Below are 25411 nucleotides of genomic sequence, written 5' to 3'. Positions count from 1 at the left end.
GCACAAAGGCTGCTTAGTGAAAGTCGGACAATGCGAAATGTCTGGATTGCACCAGGCTGGCGCCTTGATGGGCGCGGCCGGTGCGAGGCGGGCGACGATGCCCGTGGGATGCACCGGGTTGGTCCGGGTATCCCGCAAAATGCGAATGTCTAGAATTTCGTTCTATTTGTTTCAGTCACCCTCAGGAGCTTTCCGTATGAAAAAACAAGTATTGGCATTGGCTGTCGCAGCGCTCGCCACCAGCGGCGCCTTTGCACAGGCCAATGACACGCTGGCCAAGATCAAGGGCAGCGGTGCCGTCGCCCTCGGTGTGCGCGATTCGTCCGCGCTGTCCTTTACCCTGGGCAATGGCAAATACGTGGGCTTCCACACCGAGATGGGCGAGCGCATCATCGAAGACCTGGGCAAGACCGCGGGCAAGAAGCTCACCGTCAACTACGTGCCCGTCACGTCCCAGAACCGCATCCCGCTGGTGCAGAACGGCACCGTGGACCTGGAGTGCGGCTCCACCACCAACAATGCCACCCGCCAGAAGGACGTCGACTTTGCCTCGACCACCTACGTGGAAGTGGTGCGCATCGCCGTCAAGGCCAGCTCGGGCATCAAGGACCTGAAGGACCTGAACGGCAAGACCGTGGCCACCACCACCGGCACCACCTCGGTCCAGACCCTGCGCAAGAACGAACGCGCCCAGAGCATCGACTTCAAGGAAGTCATGGGCAAGGACCACGCCGACAGCTTCCTGCTGCTCGAAACCGGCCGTGCCGACGCCTTCGTGATGGACGGCTCGATCCTGGCCGCCAACATCGCCAAGTCCAAGGCACCGAAGGACTACACCATCGTCGGCCCCGAGCTGTCGGTCGAGCCGATCGCCTGCATGGTGCGCAAGGGCGACGAGGCCTTCCTGAAGGCGGTCAACGAGTCCATTGCCCGCCAGATCAAGGACGGCTCGCTGACCAAGCTGTACGACAAGTGGTTCATGCAGCCCGTTCCCCCGACCAACACGGCGCTGAACCTGCCGCTGTCGGACGCCACCAAGGCAGCCTGGGCCAACCCGAACAACAAGCCGATGGAAGACTACGCCAAGAAGTAATCCATTTGGCGTGATCCGATCAACAAGCGCCCGCCCTCAAGGTGGGCGTTTGTTTTTTTCATAGATAGAAGAAACGACAAGACGAGGAGTTCCCCATGGCATGGGACTGGCAGGTCTTTTGTAAAGACACGATCGATGGTGACATCGTTCCAGGCTGCTTCGGTACGGGCGGTGCATCTACGTATCTCAACTGGATGATGTCCGCCTGGGGCTGGACGGTGTCGGTGTCGCTGTGCGCACTGATCATCGCCCTGGTCGTCGGATCGGCCATCGGCATCCTGCGCACGCTGCCCGACAACCCGTGGCTGGTGCGATTCGGCAACGCCTGGGTCGAGCTGTTCCGCAACATTCCCTTGCTGGTGCAGATCTTCCTCTGGTACCACGTGGTGCCGTCGCTGTTCCCCGTCATGCGCGATTTCCCGCCCTTCGTGCTGGTGGTGGTCGCGCTGGGCCTGTTCACATCGGCGCGCATTGCCGAGCAGTTGCGCTCGGGCATCCAGGCGCTGCCCAAGGGCCAGCGCTATGCGGGCATGGCGGTGGGTTTCACCACGCTGCAGTACTACCGCTACGTCATCCTGCCGATGGCCTACCGCATCATCCTGCCGCCGCTGACCAGCGAGTCGATGAACATCTTCAAGAACTCGTCGGTGGCCTTCGCGGTGTCGATCGCGGAACTCACGCAGTTCTACCTGCAGGCTGGCGAGGAAACCGGGCGCAACATGGAAATCTACATCGGTGTCGTGCTGCTCTATATCTTCTCGGCGCTGGTGATCAACCGGCTCATGGCCCACATCGAGAAGAAGGCGCGTGTCCCGGGCTTCGTTGCCGCGGGCACCGGCGGAGGTCACTGACATGATGAACCTCGACTTTTCCTTCTACGACTGGGGCGTCATCAGCAACTACGTGCTGAAGGGCTTCTACTTCAGCGTGTTCCTCACGGTCGTGGCCACCCTGGGCGGCATCGTCTTCGGTACCGTGCTGGCGCTCATGCGCCTGTCGGGCAAGAAGTGGCTGGACATGCCGGCGGCCATCTACGTCAACGGCATGCGCAGCGTCCCGCTGGTGATGGTGATCCTGGGCTTCTTCCTGCTGGTGCCCTTCGTCATCGGGCGGCCCATCGGCGCGGAGTATTCCGCGATGATCACCTTCATCGCCTTCGAGGCGGCCTACTTCAGCGAGATCATGCGCGCGGGCATCCAGTCGATCCCGCGCGGCCAGGTCTATGCCGGCCAGGCCGTGGGGATGAGCTATGGGCAGAACATGCGGCTCGTGATCCTGCCGCAGGCCTTCCGCAACATGCTGCCGGTGCTGCTGACACAGACCATCATCCTGTTCCAGGACACCTCGCTGGTGTATGCCATCGGCGCCTACGACCTGCTCAAGGGCTTCGAGACCTCCGGCAAGAATTTCGGCCGACCGGTGGAGTCCTACCTGCTGGCCGCGGTCGTCTACTTCATCATCTGCTATTCGCTGTCTTACGTGGTCAAGCGTCTGCACAAGAAAATCGCCATCATTCGCTGATTGTTTGAGTGGCTGAACTGAACCGGAGAGAAACAAATGTCCGAAAAAATGATTGAAATCAAGAACGTCTCCAAGTGGTACGGCCCGGTGCAGGTGCTCAACGACTGCTCGGTGAACATCTCCAAGGGCGACGTGGTGGTGGTGTGCGGCCCGTCGGGTTCCGGCAAATCCACGCTCATCAAGACCGTGAACGCGCTCGAGCCCTTCCAGAAGGGCGAGATCACCGTCAACGGCATTCCGCTGCACGACCCCAAGACCAACCTGCCCAAGCTGCGCTCCAAGGTCGGCATGGTGTTCCAGCACTTCGAGCTGTTCCCGCACCTGTCGGTGACCGAGAACCTCACGATCGCGCAGATCAAGGTGCTGGGCCGCACTGCGGACGAAGCCAAGGTGCGTGGCCTGAAGATGCTCGACCGCGTGGGCCTCATGGCGCACAAGGACAAGTTCCCGGGCCAGCTCTCGGGCGGCCAGCAGCAGCGCGTGGCCATCGCCCGTGCGCTGTCGATGGACCCGATCGTCATGCTGTTCGACGAGCCCACCTCGGCGCTCGACCCCGAGATGGTCGGCGAAGTGCTCGACGTGATGGTGGCCCTGGCCAAGGAAGGCATGACCATGATGGTCGTCACGCACGAAATGGCCTTCGCCCGCAAGGTCGCGAGCCGCGTGATCTTCATCGACGTGGGCGGCAAGATCCTCGAAGACTGCCCGAAGGACGAGTTCTTCAATCACCCCGAGAATCGCCAGCCGCGCACCAAGGATTTCCTCAACAAGATCCTGCAACATTAGGCTAACCCCCAGGCTTCGCGCACTTCGTGTCGCTACGCCAACCCCCTTGCAGGGGGCGATACCAGCGGCCCGGCAAAGCCGGTTCCGCGGTATCCCTGGAAAAAGTCCTCAAGGCCACGCGCATTTTTGCGGCGTGGCTTTTCTTTTTCAGGGCAGCCGCGCAATGTGTTCCGTCAGCAGGTCGAAGAAGCCCTGCGCATCGCCGTCGACGATCCACTGCACGTTGGCGGACCGCTTCAGGCTGCCGTGCCAGTCGGCCACGGTCTGGCCGAAGCCCATGCCTTCGCGGCTGTCGACCTCGACGTGGATGCGTCGGCCCTGGAACAGGTCGGGCCGCAGCAGGTAGGCCGTGACGGTGGCGTCGTGCACCGGGCCGCCGGGCATGCCGTAGTGCGCCATCTCCTGCGGCGCGTAGGCATCGAGGATGTCGGCGACGATCGCGCCGGCGCGATTGCCCAGCTGGCGCAGCCGCGCAATGCGCGCGTCGCTCGTGAGGATCTTGTGCGTCACGTCCAGCGGCAGCATCGTGATCGGCACGCCGCACTGCAGCACCGCCTCGGCCGCGTGCGGGTCGGCGAACACGTTGAACTCCGCCACCGGCGTGATGTTGCCGCCGTTGAAGTGCGCGCCGGCCATGAGCACCAGCTCGCGCAGGCCGCGCACGATGTCGGGCGCCTGTTCGAGCGCCAGCGCGAGGTTGGTCTGCGGGCTGAGCATGGCGAGCGTCACGCTGTGCTCGGGTGCGGCGCGCAGCGTGCGAACGAGGTAATCGATGGCACTGCCTTCGGCCAGCGGCACGGCGGGATCGTGCACGGCCACGCCCGTGAGGCCTTCGCGGCCGTGGATGTTGGCGGCGTAGATCGGTGTGCGCTGCAGGGGCCGTTCGGCACCCGCGTAGACCGGAAGCTCCGGCCGTCCGGCCCATTCGCAGGCCAGGCGCGCATTGCGCGAGGTCTTGGCCAGGGGGACATTGCCTGCCACCGTGGTCAGCGCCTGAATCGCCAGCGATTCGGGCGCCGCCAGGGCAAACAGCAGCGCGATCATGTCGTCCGCGCCGGGGTCCGTGTCGATGATCAGGGGGGTGGGATGCAGCATGGCGACATTGTCGCGATCGTCACCACCAGCCGTCACCCCGATGCGCGGGGAAGAAAGCGGGAAGAAAGAGCGAGGCTTGCTTGCTTACTTCGCGCGGGCCGCGATGGCCTTCTCGGCCTTCGCCACCAGGTCGGTGCCGACGGTCGACTTCCACTTGTCGTACACCGGGCGCGTGGCCTTCACGAAGGCGTCGCGCTCGGCCGGCGTGAGGTTGGTCACCGTCACGCCCATGGCCGCGATGTCTTTCAGCACGGGCTTGTCGGCTTCGACCAGGCCCTTGCGCGCGATGGCGATTTCCTGCTTGCCGGCGTCGAGCGCGGCCTGGCGCACGATGGCCTGGTCGGCCGGCGTCCACGAGGCCCAGATTTCCTTGTTCACGACGAACACCAGCGGGTCGGCCACGTAGCCCCAGGTGGTGACGAACTTCTGGCCCACCGTGTGCATCTTGAGCACGGTGAACAGGAACAGCGGGTTCTCCTGGCCGTCGACCGCGCCGCTGGCGAGCGCGGGCTGCGCGTCGGCCCAGCTCATCTGCGTGGGGTTGGCGCCCAGCGCGGTGAGCATGTCGGAGTAGATCGGCGAGCCGACCACGCGGATCTTCATGCCCTTGATGTCGGCCGGCGACTTGATCGCTCGCTTCGAGTTGGTGATTTCGCGGAAGCCGTTCTCGCCCCAGGCAAGCGGCACCACGCCGGCCTTGTCGAGCGTCTTGAACATGTCCTTGCCCACTTCGCCCTGCGTGAGCGCGTCGATGGCCGCGTAGTCGGGCATCAGGAAGGGCATGGAGAACAGGTTGAGTTGCTTCACCTGCGGCGACCAGTTGATGGTCGAGCCCACGGCCATGTCGATCACGCCCTGGCGCAGCGCGCTGAACTCGCGCGTCTGGTCGCCTTGAATGAGCGACACGCCCGGGTACAGCTTGATGTTGATGCGGCCCTGGGTGCGCTCCTTCACGAGGTCGGCCCAGATCTTTCCGGCCTGGCCCCACGGCGTGGGCGGGCCCAGCACCAGCGACATCTTGTACTCGGGCTTGTAGGCGGCCTGCGCCATCGCGCCGGTCGAGAACAGGCCGAGGGTGGCGGCAACAGCGGCAAGGCCGAGCAGGGTGCGGCGGAATTTCATGAGAGAGGTCTCCTCTTTGTCGATGGTCGATGGAACGAAAAAATCAGTAGCCCAGCTTGCGGGGCAGCCACAGCGCGAGTTCGGGGAAGGCGATCACCAGCACCATCACCACGAACATCGAAAACAGCATCCAGCCCACCCACTGCACGGTTTCTTCCATGCGCACCTTGGCGATGCGGCACGAGACCATGAGGTTGACGGCCAGCGGCGGCGTGAACTGGCCCAGCGCCACCTTCAGCGTGAGGATCACGCCGAACCACACCGGGTCCCATTTGTAGTGCTGCACGATGGGCAGCAGCAACGGCACGAAGATCAGGAAAATCGACACGCCGTCCAGGAACATACCCACGGTGATGAGCAGCAAAATCAGCAGCGCCAGGATGCCGTACTCGCCCAATCCGGAGTTGACGATGGCCTGCGTCACCGGATCGATGATGCCCAGCGTCGAGAGCGAGTACGCGAAGATGCCCGCCAGCGACACCACCAGCAGGATCACCGCCGACAGCTCGCCCGACTCGCGCAAGATCACGAACAGGTCGCGCACCTTGATGGTCCGGTGGATGCACATGCCCACGAACAGGCCGTAGAACACCGCCACCACGGCCGCCTCGGTGGGCGTGAACCAGCCTGCGCGCATGCCGCCCAGAATCAGCACCGGCGCCGCCAGGCCCCAGATCGCTTCGCGAAAGCTCTTCCAGAACGGCGGGCGCGGCAGCGTCGATTCGAGCGCGCCCATCTTGTGTTTGCGCGCCAGCCACACGGCCGGAATCATGAGCGCCAGACCGGCCATCACGCCGGGGATCATGCCGGCCGCGAACAGCGCCGGCACCGAGGCGCCGGGCACCAGCACCGAGTACACGATGAACGCGACCGAGGGCGGAATCAAAATGTCGGTGGCCGCCGCGGCGCCCACCACGCTGGCCGAGAAGGCCGGCGGATAACCGGCGCGGCTCATGGCCGCGATCATCACCGCGCCCACGGCGGCGGCGTTGGCCGGGCCCGAGCCCGAGATGCCGCCCAGGAACATCGCCACGGCAATCGCCACCAGCGGCAGCATGCCGGGGCCGCGGCCCACGATGGCAATCGCAAAGTTGACGAGCCGCAGCGCCACGCCCGAGCGGTCGAAGATGGAGCCGACCAGCACGAACATCGGAATCGCCAGCAGCGGGTACTTGCCCAGGCCGGCATAGAAGTTCTGCGGCACGGCCAGCAGTCCGAACCACTGGGCGTCGGCGTTGGCCAACGCGATGCAGGCGGCGCCCGCCAGGCCGAGCGCGGCGCCGATGGGCACGCCCACCAGCATCATCACGACGAAGGCGACGAAGAGCAGGGTGGCGATCACTTGGCGTCGCCCTTGCTGGTGTTGCTGTGGTCGTCAGACTTGTAGTTCGTCTTGCGGCCACGGCGGACCATGAGGCCGATGGCGCGCCCCGCGATCGCGAACGACACGATGGGCAGCCAGATCGAATACCACCAGGCCGGCAGTCCGATGCCGGGCGTGGTCTCCTCGAAGCGGTAGTCGTCCCACACCATGCGGATGCTGAGCGCGCCGATCAGCGCGAACAAGATGGCGATCATCAGCGCGCCGAACTGCGCCAGGCGCTTGCGCCGTGCCATGGAGCCGCTCTCCGAGAAGTACTCGATGCGGATGTGCCGGTCGCGCGCCACGGCGGCCGAGCCGGCCACCAGCGCCAGCATGATCATGAGGAACACCGAGAACTCTTCCGTCCACGCGAAGGACGAGTCGGTGAAGTAGCGCACGATGACGTTGGCGAAGGTAATGAGCGCCAGCGCGCCCATGATGAGGACCGTGAGCCAGTCTTCGATGGCGAGGGGAACCTTGTTCGGTTCGTCGGCGGCTTCGATGTCGGGGAGGGCTGGCGGCGTCCAGCGTGGGGCCGGACTCGGGAGGAGTTGTCATCGAAGGAAAGGGCAGCTGAGGCAGGCGCCATGTCACCGGGCGGACGCCGGGACGCGATCCGTACACCTTGACAGGCGAGCAGCGCTCGATCCTAGGGGGTCAATGACCATTCATATATCGGGGGTTTCCTTAGCTGTGGCGGTGCGTTGACGGCCTCGGCTTGGGGGCCTTCGGGGCGCGTGCACAGGACACCGGGTGCTCCCCTCCGCGAATGTCCCCCGCTTCGCTCCTCCTTTATTTCGCTGCGGGGAGCACCCGGTGCCCTGCGCACGATGAGTGCGGCTGCGGCGTTGGCGGTTGGACCGCGTCGAAGGCTTCTGGAGCCCTTCATAATCAAAACCTGCCCCCCGCTTGTTCGAGATACCGATCTTTCGTCATGGATAAATTCTTGCTGCAACAGCAGGTGCTGGAACGGCTCGCCGAAGACCTGCTGCAAGCCGAACAGGCCGTGCGGGCAGCCCATGAAACGGCGACGCACGAAGAGAACATCGCCGAAAACAAATACGACACCTTGGGACTCGAAGCCGCCTACCTGGCCACCGGCCAAGCCCGGCGCGCCGAAGCCATACGCCAGGCGATGGCCAATTGGCGCCGATTCCGCCCGCGTCCCTACGACGCCATCAAAGGCATACAGCTCGGCTCGCTGGTCTGCCTGGTCGACTCCGACGACAAGCAGCAACAGCTCTTTCTCGGCCCGGATGGGGGCAGCATGACGTTGGTCAGCGGCACTCAGCTTGTTCAGGTCATCAGCAGCGAAGCCCCTTTGGGCAGGGCAATGCTGGGCAAATGCGAGGGTGATGAGGTGTCGATACAGGTCGCTCCCATCCGACAGCAGTTTGAGGTGCTGCGGGTTCTTTAAGCCGCGACTGGACAGAAGCGGCGCGCGTGACGTTGAGAGTCAGTCGAAGGCGGCGGACCTCGACCTGCGTTGACGCTAACTAGGGTCTCGACGAACGTTGCTCGAAGATTGGCCCCGATTTCCCAGTTGTAGATTTCAGCTGCGCGTTGGCGAGATCTCCAAGACTCCTGATAGCCCCTTCCAAGCGCGGGTCGCCGAGATACCCGTAGTTGATGCGCAGGTGCCGGGTGTATCGGCGGTCGGCTGAAAACAGATGGCCCGGCGCTACGCCTATGCCGAGCCGAAGAGCGTCCTGGTGCAGTGCGAGCGAGTCGACACCTTCTGGCAGCGCGAGCCACAGGAAATAGCCACCCTCGGGGCGCGTGACCCGCGTTCCAGTCGGAAAGTATCGATCGACAAATCGCAAGCATGCAGCCTGCTGGCGGCTGAGCGAATGCCGCAGGGCGCGCAGGTGGCGATCGAAACTCTTGTGTTGCAGGTACTCCTGCAACGCCAGTTGCGAAGGGAGTGCCGTCGCCAGCGAGCTCATCAACTTGTTGCGACCCAAAGTGGCTGCAAAGCGACCGCCCGCGACCCAACCGATGCGATATCCGGGTGCCAGGGATTTCGAGAAAGAACTGCAGTGCAGCACCCAGCCATCCCGGTCCCAGGCCTTGGCTGGTGGCGGTCTCCGAGCCCCATGCGCGAGCTCGCCGTACACGTCGTCTTCGATCAGCGGTATGGCGCGGGTGGCGAGCATGCTGACCAGTTGCTCTTTGGCTGCGTCGCTCATGGTGCAGCCCATTGGATTCTGGAAGGTCGGCATGAACCAGCAGGCCTTCACCGGATGCTGGTCGATCACGCGAGCAAGAGAGTCGAGATCTACGCCCGTTCGCGGGTGGGTCTCAACCTCGACCGCGCGAAGACCGCGCCGCTCCAGTGCCTGCAACGCACCATAAAAGGTTGGTGTTTCGATCGCCACGAGGTCGCCTGGCTGCGTCACCGATTCGAGCGCAAGATTGAGTGCTTCCATCGCCCCGCTGGTGATGACCAGTTCAGATGCTGGAACATCCATCCCGACGCTGCCGTAGCGCAGGGAGATCTGATGGCGTAATTGGGCGTTTCCTGGAGACAAATCTTCGACGGTCTGCCAAGGATCCATCCGCTTGAGCGCTCGCGTCAGGCCGGCGGCAAGTTGCTCGAAGGGAAACAGCTCTGGCGACGGAAAGGCCGAGCCGAGCGGGACCATATCGCGCTCGCGAGCCTGTGCTAGGACCTGAAAGACAAGCGACGAGACGTCGACCGACATGGACCGCAGGACAGGCTCGCTGGCGGCGAGTTCGTTGGCCGGCATTTCCGCGCCCGCTCGAACGAAGTATCCCGACCGCTGCCGAGCTTCGACAAGCCCTTGCGCCTCCAGCAGGTAGTAAGCAGAGAACACGGTGGACGCACTGATGCCCATTTGCGACTTCAGTTCGCGCACGGAGGGAAGGCGATCGTTCGCCTTCAGGCTACCCGCGCGAATACGCTGAGCGATGTTGTCGGCAAGCCTCTCGTAGCGGTTCATGGGCATCTCTTTCTGATACGGTCGTTCTGGACCGCTCCAGAGATTGTCATATCAGGCGTCGGCCTGCCCCGGCGCGACTACCGGCCTCCTTGCATCTGATACGAAAATTTTCAGCTGATCTGGTTCTGTACGTATCAGCCTGGAAGATGAACACTCGACAGCACGATGAGAGTGCTTCTGTGGTGCAGGCGGACCGCTCCGCCTTTCGACCCATGTCTTGCGTGCCTTTCGACGCGCCTTGCGGACGCCCATTTAGCTCACCGCAACCGTGTCGTGAGATTGATTGATTTCCGCTTCTTCAGCGGTCTATTGAGCTACTCGCCGCACTCGGGCACTTCGCCGTCTGTCACCCATTGATATCCCTTCAATCATGAATTCAATCCCTATCTCTTTTGTTATTTTCAAAGTTCTCGTGCTCAGCGTGGGCATGTACTTAGCCGTCAAGTGGCATTACGAACGGGGACAGAAGGACAAGAATCAAAAGACAGCTGCAGTGGTACTGACATCCATCAAGGTGGGCGGGGCGTTCGTCGCTTCTGCGTTCCTCGTGCTCTTCCTCACCTTTGAATTTTGCAATTGGATGGGTCTGGACCTGGCCATGCAGTGATTGGAAGTTTTCGGTCGATAGCCCGGATACGGTGCGACCAACGGCACGACCTCCTGATCGCAGGGGCAATCTTGCCGGCCGCCGCCAAGGAGAAAGTCATCGACCGGAGCATCACGGAAGCGGAAGTCCTGGGGCCCCGCAGGCCTGGTGCAAGGCGCTGGTCGAGCGGCAGTGGCCAGAGTGGCTGAACGCCTGTCCGTCTTGGGTCAGTAGGCACCCATGTAGTCGCGCTTGCCGATCTCAACACCGTTGTGGCGCAAGATGGCATAGGTGGTGGTCACATGGAAGAAAAACTGCGGCAGTCCATAGTTCAGAAGATAGGCGCTTGCGGTCAGCTTCTTTTCCTTGGGGGTGCCGGGGCGCAATACGATCTCGCGGCTCTCGCTTGAATCAAATTGCTCAGGCTTGAAGGAGCCGATATGGGCCAAAGCTTTGGCGATCAACGCTTGCAGATCGGCGAAGCTGACCTCGGTGTCGGGCCAGGACGGCACCTCGGCACCCGCCAGGCGGGAGGCAATGCCCTTGGAGAAATCTGCGGCGATCTGTACCTGACGTAGCAGCGGAAACATGTCAGGGAACAGCCGTGCCTGCAGCAGCGCATTCGGATCGATATTTTTCTGCGTCGCCTGGTCTTCGGCCTTCTTGAGCACGTCGGACAGGGCGCGCAGCATCTGCTGCATGACGGGAACGGAGGCGTTGTACAGCGGGCTGGTCATGGTGAGTTCACTTCTTGAATTGGGCGCGATGGCCGGAGTTGGCGTGGCAGAGGCCCTGCCGACCATGTAAGGCTAACAGCACAGGGCGAACTGAATCGCCCCGGCTTTTGTGGCCAGATTTTCTTCCCGCTCGTAGTCGGAGCCGCCGCGTTGAAGGGGCGGTTCAGCAGCAAGAAGCGGACGTCAATTGCAGACGCACGACAGACCGCGATCGCTGCATAGTTGCCGTCGGGCATGTCTGCTTCAGACGGGTGCTATCGGCCAAACGCCGGCGGTCGACGCCGGCCTGCTGCGCGACACCTGCGCAGTCGGCCAGGCCTTTCACCTCGGGTCAGCTCTTGGACTTTGCGTATTCCTCTGCGCTCATCATCTCCAAGCCGACGAACGGAGCGTTGCCTTCGACCCATGCGTCGTGACCCGGCGGAATGGTGTACGACATGCCTTCCTCAATGACAGTCTGCGAGCCGTCATTCATTTGCACGGTGATGCGACCGGACACCGCATACCCGACGTGAGCCACCTGGCAACTGTCCGTGCCCACGACCGGTTTGATGCACTTCGACCAGCGCCACCCGGGCTCGAACTTGAAGCGTCCGAGCGTGTAGCCCTCGAGGCGGACCACTTCGACCCGGGTCTTTTCGGGCTCCCGAACCTCATCCGGTTCGTCATGGGATTTCGTCTGAAGCTTGTTGACATGCATTGGACTTGCCATCGCGACTCTCCTCGCACGAGTGAGCAACCAGTCCGCGGCAGTCTCGTGCCGAACCGCACGTGAACGATGGAATGGTAGTCCTGGGCCACGCTTGCAGCGATCTATTTCTTGCGCGGCAGTGCGCTCCTTGCAGTGAGCGTCATGTGGCAGTTTGCGTAAGCCGAGTTACAGAAAATCTTCGTCCACCACCAGCGCCCTGCGGCCCGCAGACCAGCCGCTAACCGCCAGTCTCAAGCGCCCCACGTCGCGCCTTCTCGCTCAGCTGAAACAGCGCCCCGCCTTGCGAGCCAGTTCAGCCGCAAGCCAAAGCACGTTGTCCAGTTGTCGAGGCCCGTCACCGCTGCACCAGTCGATCTCTTCCCCATGGCAGACCCACAGGAGCGCTTCGAGTTGCGAGAGGGTGTTTTCGAGAAGATCCGCCGGGTCTTGGGCGTTGTCTTCGGAAGCTACCGGCGTAGTTGGCCGGGCTATAGTCTTGGTAGCCATTTTTGTGCGGTTCCTTGAGAGGTGATTGCACGAACTTGGTTAGACGGCTGGGGTGCTAGTAACGCCCTGGCCGTCGCCTTTTGATACCTCGCATCTGCATCGCTGCTTTCGCACCGACGACCTGCCGCGAGGCAAGCAGCCTTCAAACATCTGGGTGGTGGGGGTATGGCGCCTTTCTTCTTCCCTTGGTGGGGTGTCGAGTGACAGGGGGCATTCACTCTAGAGAAGAACCCGGCGAAGCAGCCGGTTCATGCGGCACGAAGTCTCGGCGAGCGCCAACAAATGCAGCTTCTGCGGCGCGCCGCGCACGGACCTCGTGGGCCCGATGCCGCATCAGCCCGAAGCGGCTCTGAACGCTCACGCCGATGGGGTGCCTTGCGCAGCGAAATCAAGGAGGAGGGGCGCAGCCCCGGGGGACATTCGCGGAGCAAGGTACCCCGTCGGCGGGAGCGCGGCAGAGCCTGAAGCCCTCAGTTCATCCAGCTGCGCGCCCGGTCCAGATGCTCGCGGCACTCCCGCACCATGCGCTCCAGCAATTCAGCACACGTCGGGATGTCGTCGATCAGCCCGATGCACTGGCCGGCCGAGACCACGCCGTTGTGCACCTCGCCCGACTCCAGCGCCGCACGGCCGCGCGCGCCGGCCACCAGCGGACGGATGTCCTCGAACTCGCAGCCGCCCGGACGGCGTTCGGTGGCCACCACTTCTTCGGAGATCGCGTTGCGGAACACGCGCGCCGTGTTGTGCAGGGTGCGGAACATCAGCTTGGTGTCGCGCTCGGTCGCGGCCACCAGCGCCTGCTTGATGTTGTCGTGGATCGGCGCTTCCTGGGTCACGCAGAAGCGCGTGCCCATGTTGATGCCCTCGGCGCCCAGCGCCAGCGCGGCGGCCATGCCGCGGCCGTCGGCGATGCCGCCCGACGCGATGATCGGAATGCGCAGCTTGCGCGCCGCCACCGGCAGCAGCACGAGGCCGGGCACGTCGTCTTCGCCCGGGTGGCCGGCGCATTCAAAACCGTCCACCGACACCGCGTCGACGCCGTTGCGTTCGGCCGAGAGCGCATGGCGCACCGAGGTGCACTTGTGGACGATCTTCACGTCGTGGCGCTTCAGGGCCTCGATGAAGTCCTTCGGGCTGTTGCCCGCGGTCTCCACGATCTTCACGCCGCTGTCGATGATGGCCTGGATGTACTCGGCATACGGCGGCGGCTTCACCGCCGGCAGGATCGTGAGGTTCACGCCGAAGGGCTGGTCGGTCATCGTGCGCGTGCGCTCGATTTCGTGGCGCAGGTCGTCGGGCGTGGGCTGCGTCAGCGCGGTGAGGATGCCGAGGCCGCCGGCGTTCGACACGGCCGCGGCCAGCTCGGCGCGGCCCACCCATTGCATGCCGCCCTGGATGATGGGGTAGCGGATGCCGAGCAGTTCGGTGATGCGGGTCTTCATCGTTGTCGCCGCCGCTTACAGCGCCTTCACGAGTTCCGGCACGGCCGTGAACAGGTCGGCCACGAGGCCGTAGTCGGCCACCGAGAAGATCGGTGCTTCTTCGTCCTTGTTGATCGCGACGATGACCTTCGAGTCCTTCATGCCGGCCAGATGCTGGATGGCGCCCGAGATGCCCGCAGCGATGTACAGCTGCGGCGCGACGATCTTGCCGGTCTGGCCCACTTGCCAGTCGTTCGGGGCGTAGCCTGCGTCGACGGCTGCGCGGCTGGCGCCGAGGCCTGCATTCAGCTTGTCGGCCAGCGGCGCCATCACTTCGGTGAACTTCTCGGCGCTGCCCAGGGCACGGCCACCGGAGACGATGATCTTGGCGGCGGTCAGTTCGGGGCGCTCGCTCTTCGTGACTTCACGGCCGACGAAGCTGCTCTTGCCGCTGTCTGCCACGCCTTCAGCGGTTTCAACGGTAGCGCTGCCACCGGTGGCTGCTGCGGCATCGAAGCCGGTCGTGCGCACGGTGATCACCTTGGTGGCGTCGGTGCTCTGCACGGTGGCAATCGCGTTGCCGGCGTAGATCGGGCGCTCGAAGGTGTCGGGGCTGTCGACCTTGGTGATGTCGCTGATCTGCGCCACGTCCAGCTTGGCGGCCACGCGCGGAGCGACGTTCTTGCCGTTGGCGGTCGAGGGGAACAGGATGTGGCTGTAGTTGCCGGCGATCGCGAGCACTTGGGCTGCGACGTTCTCGGCGAGGTTTTCAGCGAGGCTGGCGCTGTCGGCAGCGATCACCTTGGACACGCCGGCGATCTGCGCGGCGGCCTTGGCGGCCTCAGCGGCGTTGGCACCGGCCACGAGGATGTGGACGTCGCCACCGCAAGCCAGGGCTGCAGTCACGGTGTTGAGGGTGGCCGGCTTGATGCTGGCGTGGTCGTGTTCGGCAATAACAAGTGCGGTCATGTTCAGATCACCTTCGCTTCGTTCTTCAGTTTGTCCACCAGCGTTGCAACGTCAGGCACCTTGATGCCGGCGCCGCGCTTCGGCGGCTCGCTGACCTTGAGGGTCTTCAGGCGCGGCTTCACGTCCACGCCCAGGTCTTCGGGCTTGAAGATGTCCAGCTGCTTCTTCTTGGCCTTCATGATGTTGGGCAGCGTCACGTAGCGCGGCTCGTTCAGGCGCAGGTCGGTCGTGATGACGGCGGGCAGCGTGAGCGTCAGCGTTTCCATGCCGCCGTCGACTTCGCGTGCGACGGTGACCTTGTCGGCTGCGAGATCGACCTTCGAGGCGAAGGTGGCTTGCGGCAGGTCGGCCAAGGCAGCCAGCATCTGGCCCGTTTGATTCGCGTCGTCATCGATGGCTTGCTTGCCGAGGATGATCAGCTGGGGCTTTTCCTTGTCGACCAGTGCCTTGAGCAGCTTGGCAACCGCGAGGGGCTGCAGCTCTTCGGTGGTCTCGACCAGGATGCCGCGGTCGGCGCCGATGGCCATCGCGGTGCGCAGGGTTTCCTGGCACTTGGCATCGCCGCACGAGACGGCGATGACTTCGGTCACGATGCCCTTTTCCTTCAGCCGAACCGCTTCTTCGACAGCGATCTCGTCGAAGGGGTTCATGCTCATCTTGACGTTGGCAATGTCCACCCCGGTGCCGTCGCTCTTGACGCGCACCTTCACGTTGTAATCGACGACCCGTTTGACAGGCACCAGAACTTTCATGGCTGTTCCTCTTGAATGACAAAAAATGGGAAAGGGGTTACTCGAGCTTGGCGCCCGACTGCTTGATGAGGCGCTCCCACACGGGACGCTCCTGCTTCCAGGCTGCTGCAAAGAGTTCGGGCGAGCTGTCCTTGATCTCGAAGCCCATGGCCGCGACACGCTCGCGCACGTCGGGCTGCTGCGTGGCCTTGCGCACTTCGTCGGCGATGCGGTCGACGATGGCCTTGGGCGTCTTCGCGGGCGCGGCGATGGCGAGCCAGCCGGTCACGCGGTAGGCCTCGTCCTTCAGGCCTTGCTCGGCCATCGTCGGCACGTTGGGCAGCGTGCTCATGCGGCGCTCGCCGGTCACGGCAATGGCCTTGAGCTTGCCCGCGTCGATGTGCGGCTTGGCCGCGAGCGCGCTGGCGTAGGCCATCTGGATCTGGCCGCCGATGAGGTCCTGCACCATCGGTGCCTCGCCCTTGTAGGCGACGTGGTTCATGTCGGCCTGTTGCGTGAGGCTCATGTGCGCGCCGGCCAGGTGCGGGTAGGCGCCCACGCCGTACGAACCGTAGGCAACCTTGCCCTTGTGCGCGACGACGTACTTCTGCAGTTCGGGCCCGGTCTTCGCGGTCACGCTCGGGTGCACCACCAGCACCAGCGGCGCCATCGCGATCTGGTAGACCAGCGTCAGGTCGCGCTGCGTGTCGTAGGGCAGCTTGTCGTACAAGAACTCGTTGGTCATGAGCGAGTTGCTCAGCGACAGCACGATCGTGTAGCCGTCGGGCGCGGCCTTGGCGACCATGTCGGTGCCGATGATGCCGGCCGCGCCGGGCTTGTTGTCCACCACGATGGGCTGGCCCATGCTGGCCGCCATCTTCTGGCCCAGCACGCGCGCCAGCACGTCGGTCGCGCCGCCGGCCTGGAAGGGCACGATGAGGCGGATCGGCTTGTTCGGATAGGGCGCCTGCGCATGCGCGGGGGCCAGTGCGAACAGCGCGGCGGTCGATGCGGCAGCGCACAGCAGGGCGCGGCGGGTCGAGGCTTGATGGGTCATGGGTTGTCTCCCGTTCGGTTTCAGAAAATCGTGTCGAAGAAGAAGCGGGTCGCTCACTTCAGTGCGATGCGCGTCTTGAATGGCAGGGGCTCCAGGGCCTTCTGCAGCCGCTCCTGCAGCGTCGCGGCTTGCGTGCCTGCCGCGGCAGCGTCGATCTGCACGTGCACGAGGCTTTCGCCTTCCGTGCTTACCGCAGGCTGCGCCGCATCGCTCAGGCCGAGTGCCGCGCAGACCTCGGCGACGGTGGTCGCCACCACCTGCCGCGCGGCCATGGCGCGCAGCTCGGGCTTGTAGATCTTGCCGACGTTGGTCATCGGCATCGTGGCGATCACCGACACCCACTTGGGGCGCGCGGGCGCCTCGTCGACGCGTGCAGAAGTGAAGGCCAGCAGCTCGTCTTCGGTGGCCGAGGCGCCGGGCACCAGCGTCGCGAAGATCACGGGCAGTTCGCCCGCGTAGGCATCGGGGGCGCCGACGGCGGCGCACAGCTGCACGGCCGGGTGCGCGCCCAGCGCGTCCTCGATGGTCTTGGGGTCGATGTTGTGGCCGCTGCGGATGATCAGGTCCTTCGAGCGGCCCGTGAGGTGCAGCCGCTCTTCGGCGTCCATCCAGCCCAGGTCGCCGGTCGCGAGCCAGCCGTCGGCCGTGAAGGCCTTGGCGTTGTCGGCCGGATCGACGAAACCCGAGAACACGTTGGGCGACTTGAACAGCACCATGCCGGTCTCGCCTTGCGCCACTTCGCGGTCGCTGGCGTTGCCGTTCTCGTCGAGCGCCACGATGCGCACCTGCGCATACGGCAGCCGGAAGCCGACGCAGCCCGCGGGGCCGTTCACGCCGGGCGGCGTGATGGTCGAGATGCCGGCCATCTCGGTCATGCCCAGGCTCTCGTGCACGTGCAGGCCGAACAGGCGCTCGAAGCGCGCGGCCAGCTCGGGCGCGAGCACGGCGGCGCCGGTGCGGCAGTAGGTGATGGACGAGATGTCGGCGCCGTCCAGCGACACGTTGGCCAGCGCGGCGAGCACCGTGGGCACGGCCGACAGCGAGGTCGGGCGGTACTTCTCGACCAGCTTCCAGTAGTTGGCCAGCACCTCCTTGTTGCGCAGCAGCGAGGGCGTCGGAATGATCACCTCCACGCCCGCCGACAACGCCGAGAGCGACGCCGGCAGCACGCCCGCCACATGGAACAGCGGGTAGCCGTTGATCGAGATGCCCTGTTCGTTCATGCCCGCGAGCTGCACGCTGGCCCAGGCGGTGAACACCTGCGCGCCGTGGCTGTGGCGCGCGAGCTTGGGCGCGCCCGTGGTGCCGCCGGTGTGGAAGTAGGCGGCGATGTCGGTGGGGGCGATGTCGCGGCCGCTCACGAGGCGGTCCGAAGGTTGCGCGGCGCGCAGCACGTCGAACTCGGCCACGCCTCCAGGCAATGCCCCCGCAGCGCCCGGCGCTTCGTCGTGCGGCGCCACGCGCAGCACGGTGGTGAGTGTGGGCACCTGGCCGCGCAGGCGCATCGCCTTCGACCACATGCCCGATTCGCTGTCCGAGCCGTAGGCGATGAGCACCTTGGCGCGCGCCGCGGTCATCAGCGCGACCAGCTTCTCGTCGGTGAGCAGCGGGTTCAGCGGCTGCACGATGCCGGCCGCCTCGCCGCCCCAGAGCGCGAGGTGGTACTCGAGGCAACCGGGCAGCAGCACCGCGACCGCATCGTCGGGCCCCACACCCAGCGTGTGCAGCAGGTTGGCGGTCTGGTGAATGCCCGCGAGCAGCTGCGCATACGACCAGCGGATGGGTTCATCCGCCGGGTTGCCGCTGCGCAGAAAGGTCAGCGCGGTCTTGTCGCCGAAGGCCGCACCGGAATTGCGGAAGAGCTCGTAGGTGCTGCGCACCGTGAGCGCTTCTTCGAGCGGCGTTGCTTCGAGCGCGCGGATGTCGTCGAGCCCGCGCACCGGAAACCGGGGGCGGAACGGTGTGCCGATGACGTTGTTGTTGTTCTTGTCGTTGCCTGTTGTCATGGTGTCTCCTTAGGTCGTCTTACCGGCTGCGGACGCGGGTCCGCGTCTTACTGGTTCGTGATCTTGTTGTCGCGGATCACCTTGCCCCAGCGTTCGAAGTCCTGGCGCATGCGCGTGGCGGTCTGTTCCGGCGTGCCGTAGGCCGCGAAGGAGCCCACGCTCTGCAGCTTCTCGCCGACTTCCTTGTCGGCCAGCGCCTTCTTCAGCTCGGCGCTCATGCGGTCGACCACGGCCTGCGGCGTGCCGGCCGGGGCCAGCAGCCCGCCCCACGAGGTCGCGTCGAAGCCGGGGAAGCCCTGCTCGGCCACGGTCTTCACGTCGGGCAGCAGGCTCACGCGCTTGCCGGAGCCCACGGCGATCGGGCGCAGCGTGCCGGCGCGGATGTGCGGGATCACGGCCACGAGGTCGGAGAACATCGCGGGCACCTGGCCGCCGATGAGGTCGGTCACGGCGGGCGCGCTGCCGCGGTAAGGCACGTGCTGCATCTCGAACTTGCCGATGTTCTTCAGCTGCTCGGTCGTCAGGTGGCCGAAGCTGCCGGCGCCGGCGGTCGTGTAGTTGAGCTTGCCGCCGTCGGCCTTGGCCTTGGCGATCAGGTCCTGCAGGCCGTTCACGCCGGGCAGCGCCTTCGGGTTCACCACCATCACGATCGGCAGGTCGTACACCGTGCCCACGGGCGTGAAGTTCTTGAAGATGTCGTACGGCACGGTGCCGTACAGGTGCGAGGCCAGCAGCGTCGGCGTGGCCAGCATCACGAAGGTGTAGCCGTCGGGTGCGGCCTTGGCCGCAAAGGCCGCGCCGATGGTGCCCGAGGCGCCGCTGCGGTTGTCGACCAGGATGTTCTGCTTGAGCGACAGCGACATCTTCTGCGCCACGATGCGCGAGGCCACGTCGGTCGGGCCGCCGGGCGGGAAGGGCACGACCAGCGTGATCGGCTTGGTCGGCCAGGCCTGGGCGAAGGCGCTGCCGGCCAGAAGGGGAAGGGCCAGCGCGATCAGGGCGCGGCGCACGGGATTGCGGGGGGTACGGAAAAACGGAAAGGCCATGGACTTCTCTTCAGGAATGCGGACGTTGTCTTCGCGAAGTGCGATCAGACAACGCCGTTCGTTTTCAGCGCTGCCAGCTTTTCATCCGACAGGCCGAGCAGGGACTTCAGCACGTCGTGCGTGCCTTCGCCCAAAGTGGGCGGCGCGCTGCGCACGGGCAGGCGCTCGCCATCGAAACGGTAGGGAGGCGCGAGCACGTCGACCTCGCCGGCCACCGGGTGCGGCTGCTTGGTCACCAGGCCGGCGTCGGTCGCGCGCTTGGAGTTCAGCGCCTCCAGCAGGCCCAGCACTTCGCCGCAGGGAATGCCCGAGGCGTTGAGCTTTTCGAGCAGCGCGGCGCGCGGGCGCTTGGCCAGCTCGGCGTGCAGCTCGGGCAGCAGCACGGCGCGGTTGGCCGAGCGCAGGATGTTGGTCTTGAAGCGCTCGTCGGCCGCGAGGTCGGGGCGCTCGATCACTTCAGTGCAGAAGCGTGAGAACTGCGCGTTGTTGCCCACGGTGATCACCAGCGGGCCGTCGGCCGCGTCGAACACGCCGTAGGGCACGATCGACGGGTGCGAGTTGCCGTAGCGCGGCGGGTCTTCGCCCATCAGCAGCGCTTCGAGGCCGTAGTAGGCAGTGATCATGAGGCCGCAGTCGAACAGCGCCATCTCGATGTGGCGGCCCGTGCCGGTTTTTTCGCGCTGGTAGAGCGCGGCCAGCACGGCCTGCGCCGAGTACATGCCGGTGAACAGGTCGACGGCGGCCACGCCGAACTTCAGCGGCGGCTGGTTGGCTTCGCCGTTGAGCGCCATCAGGCCGGCCTCGCCCTGCACCACGAGGTCGTAGCCGGGGCGTGCGGCCTCGGGGCCGGTGCGGTCGTAGCCCGAGATCGAGCAGTAGATGAGGCCCGGGTTCTCCTTGCGCAGCTGTTCGTAGCCCAGGCCCAGCTTGTCGATGCCGCCGAACTTGAAGTTCTGCAGCACCACGTCGCACTGCTTGGCGAGGTCGCGTGCGATCTGCTGGCCTTCGGGCGTCTGCAGGTCGAGCGTGACCGAGCGCTTGTTGCGGTTCACGCTGTTGAAGTAGGCGGTCTCCGTCTTGCCCACGCGCAGGCCCCAGTCGCGCGTGTCGTCGCCGCGGCCCGGGTGCTCGACCTTGATCACCTCGGCACCCATGTCGGCCAGCACCATGCCGCACCACGGGCCGGCGAGGATGCGGGACAGATCGAGGACGCGCACGCCGGCGAGCGGCAGCGAGGAATTCAGCGAGGGCATGGGAACAACTCCAGGAAAACGAAAGACCCCCGCATCTGCATCGGCATGCACACGCGGGGAAGGGCGCGGCGCGTCAGGACGCGTCGGGCTGGGGCGCGTGGCGCAACGCGACGAAGTCGGCCTTGCGCTTGCCGAGGAAGGCACCGATGCCTTCAGCGGCTTCGGCGTCGGCCTGCGACGTCACCATGTAGACCGCTTCGGCCTCGAGTTGTTCCTCGAGCGTGGCGCGATGGGCCTGGCGGCACAGCGACTTGATGCGTGCGCTCGCGCGCAGCGGGCCAACCGCCACCTTGGCGGCGAGTGCGATGGCTTCGGCCAGCGCGCCGCCCTTGTCGGTCAGGCGGTTCACGGCGCCCATCGCGTGCAGGCGCTCGGCCGTGAGGCGGTCGCCGGTGAGGCACAGCTCGGTGAGCACCTGGCGCGAGACGAACTCCGCGAGGAAGGCCGTGGCGCCGCCGTCGGGCGTGAGGCCGACCTTGATGTAGGCGACCGTGTAGAACGCATCGCGCGCCGACACGAGCATGTCGCAGGCCAGCGCCATCGACAGGCCGGCACCGGCCGCACCGCCTTCGACCGCCGCGATCACGGGCTTGCCGCAGTCGCGGATCGCGCGGATCAGGTCGTGCAGGCCTTCGAGCTTCTCGCGGCGTTCGGCCTCGGGCAGTTCGCGGCGCTTGGCCAGCAGGTTCAGGTCGCCGCCCGAGCAGAAGAAGTCGCCTGCGCCGGTGAAGACGATGGCGCCCACCTCGGGGTCGTTCTGCGCGTCGGTGAGCGCGGCGGAGAGCTCGGCGTACAGCGTCGGCGTGATCGCGTTGCGCGCGGCCGGGTTGCTGTTGGTCAGGATGCGGACGGCGCCTTCCTGCGAGATGAGGACGGTCTTGTCCGTCATGCTGCAAGCTCCTTGCCGAGCGCGATGTAGCGCTGCAGGTGGTGGTCTTCGTCGCCGAGCTGGTGGTCGATCATCACGAGGCGCTTGGCGTAGTGGGGCAGCGGCAGCTCCCACGTCATGCCGATGCCGCCGTGCATCTGGATGCTTTCTTCCGCCACCAGTGCGCCGATGCGGCCGATGCTGAACTTGGCGGCCGACAGTGCGCGCTCGCGCGCCACGCGGTCGCTGCCGTCGATGGCGGCGGCGGCGTTGATCACGGCCGAGCGGGCCTGTTCGATCTCGAGCAGCAGGTCGGCCATGCGATGTTGCAGGGCCTGGAAGCTGCCGATGAGGATGCCGAACTGCTTGCGCGTGCGCAGGTACTCGAGCGTGGCGGTCTTGGCGGCTTCCATCGCGCCCAGCGCTTCGGCGCACAGCGCGAGCACGCCGCGGCCGATGGCGCGTTCCAGCGTCGCAGCGCCCTGGCCTTCGGCGCCCAGCAGCGCGTCGGCGCCGAGCGTCACGCCGTCGAGCGTGAGTTCGGCCACGCGGCCCCCGTCGATCGCGGGGCAGCCGCGCACGGTGAGGCCGGCGGTTTTTGCGGGCACGAGGAACAGCGAGATGCCGGCTTCGTCATCGACGTTGCCCGAGGTGCGGGCCGAGACCAGGAACAGGTCGGCCTGCTCGCCTTGCGGCACCACGGCCTTGGCGCCCTTGAGCACCCAGCCGTCGCCGCTGCGTTCGGCCTTGGTGGCCACGCGCGTGCGTTCGTAGTGCGTGTCGGCTTCGTCGTGTGCAAAGGCCGCTACGGTCACGCCGTTGACGATGTCGCCGATCTTCTCTTTCTGCGCATCGCTGCCGGCGGCGCTGATCGCCTCGCCGACCATCACGGCGCCCAGCAGCGGCTCGACCACGAGGCCGCGGCCCAGCGCTTCGAAGACCACGGCGATGTCGAAGCCGCTGCCGCCGAAGCCGCCGTCGGCTTCGCTGAACAGCGCGCCGATCACGCCGAGCTCGGCGAAGTTCTGGAAGATCTCTTTGCTGAAGCCGTGCTCGGACTTTGCGATGCGGTCGCGTGCATCGAAGGCGTACTGCTCGGCGATGAAGCGGTTCAGGCTGTCGGCCAGCATGCGCCGGTCTTCGGAATGTTCGAAGTTCATTGCATGTCTCCTTACAGGCCCAGGATCATCTTGCTGATGATGTTCTTCTGGATTTCGTTCGAGCCGCCGAAGATCGACAGCTTGCGGTTGTTGAAGTAGCGCGAAGCTGCGGCCGACGCGTAGGCGGGGCCGAAGGTCTCGCCGTCGAAGCCGTCGTGCAGCGCCTCCTCGATGAAGGGCCGTCCGTACACGCCCATGGCACGGCGCGCGAGCGACGAGATCTCCTGGCGAATTTCCGTGCCGCGAATCTTCAGCATCGAGCTTTCCGCACCGGGCACGCCGCCGCCGGCCACGGCCGCGATCACGCGCAGGTTGGTCGTCTTCATGTTCTCCAGGTCGATCTCGACACGTGCCAGGCGTGCCGCGAAGGCCGGGTCTTCGGCGAGCGGCTTGCCGTTCCTGGTTTGCGACGCGGCGATGCCCTTGAGCTGTTCGAGTGCGGCCACCGAAAAGCCCACGCCCGCGATGTTGGTGCGTTCGTAGGTCAGCAGGTACTTGGCGCAGGTCCAGCCCTTGTTCTCTTCGCCCACGAGGTTCTCGGCGGGCACGCGCACGTCGGAGAAGAACACCTCATTGACTTCATGCTCGCCGTCGAGCGTGATGATCGGGCGCACTTCCACGCCGGGCGAGGTCATGTCGACCAGCAGGAAGCTGATGCCTTCCTGCTTCTTCGCCTCGCGGTTGGTGCGCACCAGGCAGAAGATCATGTTGGCGTGCTGGCCCAGCGTGGTCCAGGTCTTCTGGCCGTTGACGATGTAGTGGTCGCCCTGTGCGTCGATGCCGCGCACGGCCGTGGTCTTCACCGCGGCCAGGTCGGAGCCCGCGCCGGGTTCTGAATAACCCTGGCACCACCAGTCGGCGCCGCTCAGGATGCGCGGCAGCCAGTAGCGCTTCTGTGCTTCGTTGCCGTACTTGATGAGCACCGGGCCCAGCATGTTGACGCCGAAGGGCACGATGCGCGGTGCAAAGGCCAGCGCGCACTCGTGTTCGAAGATGAACTTCTCCACCGCCGTCCAGCCGGGTCCGCCGTACTGCTCGGGCCAGTGGTTGGCGAGCCAGCCGCGCGCGTTCAGGATGGCGTGCCATTCCTGCATGTCGGCCTTTTCCAGGATCTTGCCGCCGCGCACCTTGTCGGACAGCCGCGCAGGCAGCTTGTCCGCCAGGAAGGTGCGCACTTCGCTGCGGAAGGCTTCTTCTTCGGTCGTGAAGTTCAGGTCCATCGCGGACTCCTCAATGAATCAGTAGATTTCGAACAGACCAGCGGCGCCCATGCCGCCGGCGATGCACATCGTGACCACGGCGTACTTGGCGCCCCGGCGCTTGCCTTCGATGAGCACGTGGCCCGTGAGGCGCGCGCCGGTCATGCCGAAGGGGTGGCCGATGGAGATCGCGCCGCCGTTCACGTTCAGGCGTTCCGACGGAATGCCCAGCTTCTCCTGGCAGTAGATCGACTGCGAAGCGAAGGCTTCGTTGAGTTCCCACAGGTCGATGTCCTGCACCTTCAGGCCGTGGCGCGCGAGCAGCTTGGGCACGGCGAAGACCGGGCCGATGCCCATCTCGTCGGGCTCGCAGCCGGCCAGCGCCAGGCCGCGGAACGCGCCCAGCGGCTTGAGGTTGGCGCGCTCGGCGTCCTTGGCTTCCATCATCACGCAGGCCGAGGCGCCGTCGGACAGCTGCGAGGCGTTGCCGGCGGTGATGAACTTGTCTTCGCCCATGACGGGCTTGAGCTTGGCCAGCGCTTCGTAGGTGGTGCCGCGGCGGTTGCAGTTGTCTTCCGTGGCGGTGACTTCGCGGTGCGTGACTTCCTTGGTGTCCTTGTCGGTCACGGCCATCGTGGTGGTGCAGGCCACGATCTCGTCCTTGTAGCGGCCGGCCAGTTGCGCTTCTTCGGTCTTGCGCTGGCTTTCGGCGGAGAAGCGGTCCTGCGCTTCGCGGCTGATGTTGTAGCGCTTGGCCACGATGTCGGCGGTGTCGATCATCGCCATGTACAGCTCGGGCTTGTGTTCGACGATCCACGGGTCCAGGCTGAGGTCGCCACCGTCGCCGGGGCTGCGGCCACGGATCTGCGAGATGCTTTCCACGCCGCCCGCGATCATGGCCGGCGCGCCGTCCACCACGATGCGGCCGGCGGCCATGGCAATCGCCTGCAGGCCCGAGGCGCAGAAGCGGTTCACCGTGGTGCCGGCGATGCTGATGGGCAGGCCCGAACGGATGATCGACTGGCGCGCGATGTTGCGGCCGGTGGTGCCTTCGGGGTAGCCGCAGCCGAGGATCGCGTCTTCGATCAGGGCCGGGTCCAGGCCCGAGCGCTCGACCGCGGCCTTCACCGCGAACGAGGCCAGCGTGGCGCCGGAGGTGATGTTGAATTCGCCGCGGTGCGCCTTGGTGAGCGGGGTGCGGGCGGTAGAAACGATGACGGCTTCACGCATGGGTTTG

Annotated in this window: 25 protein-coding genes; 6 read left to right on the top strand and 19 right to left on the bottom strand. The window is 65.4% G+C overall.

What is annotated here, in order from left to right:
• The first annotated feature begins 196 nt into the window (after window positions 1-196).
• From GFK26_RS02685 to GFK26_RS02670, 4 genes are all read left to right on the top strand, one after another.
• Window positions 197-1093, top strand: a complete 897-nt coding sequence (locus tag GFK26_RS02685) for a transporter substrate-binding domain-containing protein (protein WP_153280725.1) — start codon at window positions 197-199, stop codon at window positions 1091-1093.
• Between the two features lie 95 nt (window positions 1094-1188).
• On the top strand, window positions 1189-1944 hold the full coding sequence (locus GFK26_RS02680) for an amino acid ABC transporter permease (protein ID WP_056575887.1): 756 nt from the start codon (window positions 1189-1191) through the stop codon (window positions 1942-1944).
• Between the two features lies 1 nt (window position 1945).
• Window positions 1946-2614, top strand: coding sequence for an amino acid ABC transporter permease (locus GFK26_RS02675; protein ID WP_194274010.1), 669 nt, complete (start codon window positions 1946-1948; stop codon window positions 2612-2614).
• Window positions 2615-2662: 48 nt separating this feature from the next.
• Window positions 2663-3400, top strand: coding sequence for an amino acid ABC transporter ATP-binding protein (locus GFK26_RS02670; RefSeq protein WP_099797376.1), 738 nt, complete (start codon window positions 2663-2665; stop codon window positions 3398-3400).
• A gap of 147 nt (window positions 3401-3547) precedes the next feature.
• Here the strand turns inward: GFK26_RS02670 and GFK26_RS02665 are convergent, their stop codons facing one another.
• The 4 genes from GFK26_RS02665 to GFK26_RS02650 form a co-directional block, all read right to left on the bottom strand.
• Complete coding sequence (locus tag GFK26_RS02665) at window positions 3548-4492, bottom strand: nucleoside hydrolase (RefSeq protein WP_153285833.1); 945 nt, start codon at window positions 4490-4492, stop codon at window positions 3548-3550.
• 87 nt (window positions 4493-4579) lie between these two features.
• On the bottom strand, window positions 4580-5617 hold the full coding sequence (locus GFK26_RS02660; RefSeq protein WP_099794979.1) for a DctP family TRAP transporter solute-binding subunit: 1038 nt from the start codon (window positions 5615-5617) through the stop codon (window positions 4580-4582).
• Between the two features lie 43 nt (window positions 5618-5660).
• Window positions 5661-6959, bottom strand: a complete 1299-nt coding sequence (locus GFK26_RS02655; protein ID WP_153280724.1) for a TRAP transporter large permease — start codon at window positions 6957-6959, stop codon at window positions 5661-5663.
• Window positions 6956-7417 carry a TRAP transporter small permease gene (locus GFK26_RS02650; protein ID WP_228121879.1) on the bottom strand — a complete coding sequence of 154 codons (462 nt, stop codon included), beginning with the start codon at window positions 7415-7417 and terminating at the stop codon, window positions 6956-6958. The genes GFK26_RS02655 and GFK26_RS02650 overlap by 4 nt, the downstream gene beginning before the upstream one ends.
• 497 nt (window positions 7418-7914) lie before the next feature.
• Between GFK26_RS02650 and GFK26_RS02645 the strand changes: the two genes are divergently transcribed.
• A complete protein-coding gene (locus GFK26_RS02645) occupies window positions 7915-8397 on the top strand; it encodes a GreA/GreB family elongation factor (RefSeq protein ID WP_099794983.1) in 483 nt (160 codons plus the stop codon).
• Between the two features lie 79 nt (window positions 8398-8476).
• Here the strand turns inward: GFK26_RS02645 and GFK26_RS02640 are convergent, their stop codons facing one another.
• Entirely contained in the window at window positions 8477-9943 is a 1467-nt protein-coding gene (locus GFK26_RS02640; protein ID WP_153280723.1) for a PLP-dependent aminotransferase family protein, read from the bottom strand.
• Between the two features lie 370 nt (window positions 9944-10313).
• Here GFK26_RS02640 and GFK26_RS02635 point away from each other — a divergent pair, with 370 nt between their 5' ends.
• Window positions 10314-10550 (top strand): hypothetical protein, encoded by a 237-nt coding sequence (locus GFK26_RS02635; RefSeq protein ID WP_062471033.1) that lies wholly within the window; start codon window positions 10314-10316, stop codon window positions 10548-10550.
• 206 nt (window positions 10551-10756) lie between these two features.
• On the opposite strand, the gene GFK26_RS02630 is transcribed toward GFK26_RS02635, so the two are convergent.
• The 14 genes from GFK26_RS02630 to GFK26_RS02565 all read right to left on the bottom strand — a co-directional run bounded on the left by GFK26_RS02630 (window position 10757) and on the right by GFK26_RS02565 (window position 25404).
• Complete coding sequence (locus tag GFK26_RS02630) at window positions 10757-11266, bottom strand: DUF1993 domain-containing protein (protein WP_153280722.1); 510 nt, start codon at window positions 11264-11266, stop codon at window positions 10757-10759.
• A 331-nt stretch (window positions 11267-11597) separates the two neighbouring features.
• Complete coding sequence (locus GFK26_RS02625) at window positions 11598-11978, bottom strand: cupin domain-containing protein (protein ID WP_153280721.1); 381 nt, start codon at window positions 11976-11978, stop codon at window positions 11598-11600.
• Window positions 11979-12236: 258 nt separating this feature from the next.
• Entirely contained in the window at window positions 12237-12464 is a 228-nt protein-coding gene (locus GFK26_RS02620; protein WP_228121878.1) for a hypothetical protein, read from the bottom strand.
• A gap of 470 nt (window positions 12465-12934) precedes the next feature.
• Window positions 12935-13906, bottom strand: coding sequence for an NAD(P)H-dependent flavin oxidoreductase (locus tag GFK26_RS02615; RefSeq protein ID WP_153280720.1), 972 nt, complete (start codon window positions 13904-13906; stop codon window positions 12935-12937).
• A 15-nt stretch (window positions 13907-13921) separates the two neighbouring features.
• Complete coding sequence (locus GFK26_RS02610) at window positions 13922-14854, bottom strand: electron transfer flavoprotein subunit alpha/FixB family protein (RefSeq protein ID WP_153280719.1); 933 nt, start codon at window positions 14852-14854, stop codon at window positions 13922-13924.
• A gap of 2 nt (window positions 14855-14856) precedes the next feature.
• Entirely contained in the window at window positions 14857-15606 is a 750-nt protein-coding gene (locus tag GFK26_RS02605; protein WP_153280718.1) for an electron transfer flavoprotein subunit beta/FixA family protein, read from the bottom strand.
• Window positions 15607-15643: 37 nt separating this feature from the next.
• Window positions 15644-16642, bottom strand: coding sequence for a Bug family tripartite tricarboxylate transporter substrate binding protein (locus GFK26_RS02600; protein WP_153280717.1), 999 nt, complete (start codon window positions 16640-16642; stop codon window positions 15644-15646).
• A 53-nt stretch (window positions 16643-16695) separates the two neighbouring features.
• Window positions 16696-18648, bottom strand: coding sequence for an acyl-CoA synthetase (locus GFK26_RS02595; protein ID WP_153280716.1), 1953 nt, complete (start codon window positions 18646-18648; stop codon window positions 16696-16698).
• 47 nt (window positions 18649-18695) lie between these two features.
• A complete protein-coding gene (locus GFK26_RS02590) occupies window positions 18696-19694 on the bottom strand; it encodes a Bug family tripartite tricarboxylate transporter substrate binding protein (RefSeq protein WP_153280715.1) in 999 nt (332 codons plus the stop codon).
• A gap of 44 nt (window positions 19695-19738) precedes the next feature.
• Window positions 19739-20947: a CaiB/BaiF CoA transferase family protein gene (locus GFK26_RS02585; RefSeq protein ID WP_153280714.1), complete on the bottom strand. Its 1209-nt coding sequence runs from the start codon at window positions 20945-20947 to the stop codon at window positions 19739-19741.
• 73 nt (window positions 20948-21020) lie between these two features.
• The gene (locus GFK26_RS02580; protein WP_153280713.1) at window positions 21021-21836 is read right to left on the bottom strand and encodes an oxepin-CoA hydrolase, alternative type; all 816 of its coding nucleotides are present in this window, start codon (window positions 21834-21836) and stop codon (window positions 21021-21023) included.
• The gene (locus GFK26_RS02575) at window positions 21833-22975 is read right to left on the bottom strand and encodes an acyl-CoA dehydrogenase family protein (protein ID WP_153280712.1); all 1143 of its coding nucleotides are present in this window, start codon (window positions 22973-22975) and stop codon (window positions 21833-21835) included. The genes GFK26_RS02580 and GFK26_RS02575 overlap by 4 nt, the downstream gene beginning before the upstream one ends.
• A gap of 11 nt (window positions 22976-22986) precedes the next feature.
• Window positions 22987-24195, bottom strand: coding sequence for an acyl-CoA dehydrogenase family protein (locus GFK26_RS02570; RefSeq protein WP_153280711.1), 1209 nt, complete (start codon window positions 24193-24195; stop codon window positions 22987-22989).
• A gap of 18 nt (window positions 24196-24213) precedes the next feature.
• Complete coding sequence (locus tag GFK26_RS02565) at window positions 24214-25404, bottom strand: acetyl-CoA C-acyltransferase (RefSeq protein ID WP_099795004.1); 1191 nt, start codon at window positions 25402-25404, stop codon at window positions 24214-24216.
• Between the last annotated feature and the right edge of the window lie 7 nt (window positions 25405-25411).

The organism is Variovorax paradoxus, from assembly GCF_009498455.1.
GTDB classification, from domain to species: domain Bacteria; phylum Pseudomonadota; class Gammaproteobacteria; order Burkholderiales; family Burkholderiaceae_C; genus Variovorax; species Variovorax paradoxus_H.
This window is presented reverse-complemented; position numbering and strand designations above follow the sequence as displayed.

Coding starts and splice junctions, on each gene's coding strand:
- GFK26_RS02610 (WP_153280719.1), bottom strand. CDS start 14,854: ATGACCGCACTTGTTATTGCCGAACACGACCACGCCAGCATCAAGCCG.
- GFK26_RS02660 (WP_099794979.1), bottom strand. CDS start 5,617: ATGAAATTCCGCCGCACCCTGCTCGGCCTTGCCGCTGTTGCCGCCACC.
- GFK26_RS02565 (WP_099795004.1), bottom strand. CDS start 25,404: ATGCGTGAAGCCGTCATCGTTTCTACCGCCCGCACCCCGCTCACCAAG.
- GFK26_RS02650 (WP_228121879.1), bottom strand. CDS start 7,417: ATGGGCGCGCTGGCGCTCATTACCTTCGCCAACGTCATCGTGCGCTAC.
- GFK26_RS02570 (WP_153280711.1), bottom strand. CDS start 24,195: ATGGACCTGAACTTCACGACCGAAGAAGAAGCCTTCCGCAGCGAAGTG.
- GFK26_RS02670 (WP_099797376.1), top strand. CDS start 2,663: ATGATTGAAATCAAGAACGTCTCCAAGTGGTACGGCCCGGTGCAGGTG.
- GFK26_RS02605 (WP_153280718.1), bottom strand. CDS start 15,606: ATGAAAGTTCTGGTGCCTGTCAAACGGGTCGTCGATTACAACGTGAAG.
- GFK26_RS02575 (WP_153280712.1), bottom strand. CDS start 22,975: ATGAACTTCGAACATTCCGAAGACCGGCGCATGCTGGCCGACAGCCTG.
- GFK26_RS02615 (WP_153280720.1), bottom strand. CDS start 13,906: ATGAAGACCCGCATCACCGAACTGCTCGGCATCCGCTACCCCATCATC.
- GFK26_RS02625 (WP_153280721.1), bottom strand. CDS start 11,978: ATGGCAAGTCCAATGCATGTCAACAAGCTTCAGACGAAATCCCATGAC.
- GFK26_RS02685 (WP_153280725.1), top strand. CDS start 197: ATGAAAAAACAAGTATTGGCATTGGCTGTCGCAGCGCTCGCCACCAGC.
- GFK26_RS02620 (WP_228121878.1), bottom strand. CDS start 12,464: ATGGCTACCAAGACTATAGCCCGGCCAACTACGCCGGTAGCTTCCGAA.
- GFK26_RS02630 (WP_153280722.1), bottom strand. CDS start 11,266: ATGACCAGCCCGCTGTACAACGCCTCCGTTCCCGTCATGCAGCAGATG.
- GFK26_RS02635 (WP_062471033.1), top strand. CDS start 10,314: ATGAATTCAATCCCTATCTCTTTTGTTATTTTCAAAGTTCTCGTGCTC.
- GFK26_RS02640 (WP_153280723.1), bottom strand. CDS start 9,943: ATGAACCGCTACGAGAGGCTTGCCGACAACATCGCTCAGCGTATTCGC.
- GFK26_RS02590 (WP_153280715.1), bottom strand. CDS start 19,694: ATGGCCTTTCCGTTTTTCCGTACCCCCCGCAATCCCGTGCGCCGCGCC.
- GFK26_RS02680 (WP_056575887.1), top strand. CDS start 1,189: ATGGCATGGGACTGGCAGGTCTTTTGTAAAGACACGATCGATGGTGAC.
- GFK26_RS02585 (WP_153280714.1), bottom strand. CDS start 20,947: ATGCCCTCGCTGAATTCCTCGCTGCCGCTCGCCGGCGTGCGCGTCCTC.
- GFK26_RS02600 (WP_153280717.1), bottom strand. CDS start 16,642: ATGACCCATCAAGCCTCGACCCGCCGCGCCCTGCTGTGCGCTGCCGCA.
- GFK26_RS02580 (WP_153280713.1), bottom strand. CDS start 21,836: ATGACGGACAAGACCGTCCTCATCTCGCAGGAAGGCGCCGTCCGCATC.
- GFK26_RS02595 (WP_153280716.1), bottom strand. CDS start 18,648: ATGACAACAGGCAACGACAAGAACAACAACAACGTCATCGGCACACCG.
- GFK26_RS02675 (WP_194274010.1), top strand. CDS start 1,946: ATGATGAACCTCGACTTTTCCTTCTACGACTGGGGCGTCATCAGCAAC.
- GFK26_RS02645 (WP_099794983.1), top strand. CDS start 7,915: ATGGATAAATTCTTGCTGCAACAGCAGGTGCTGGAACGGCTCGCCGAA.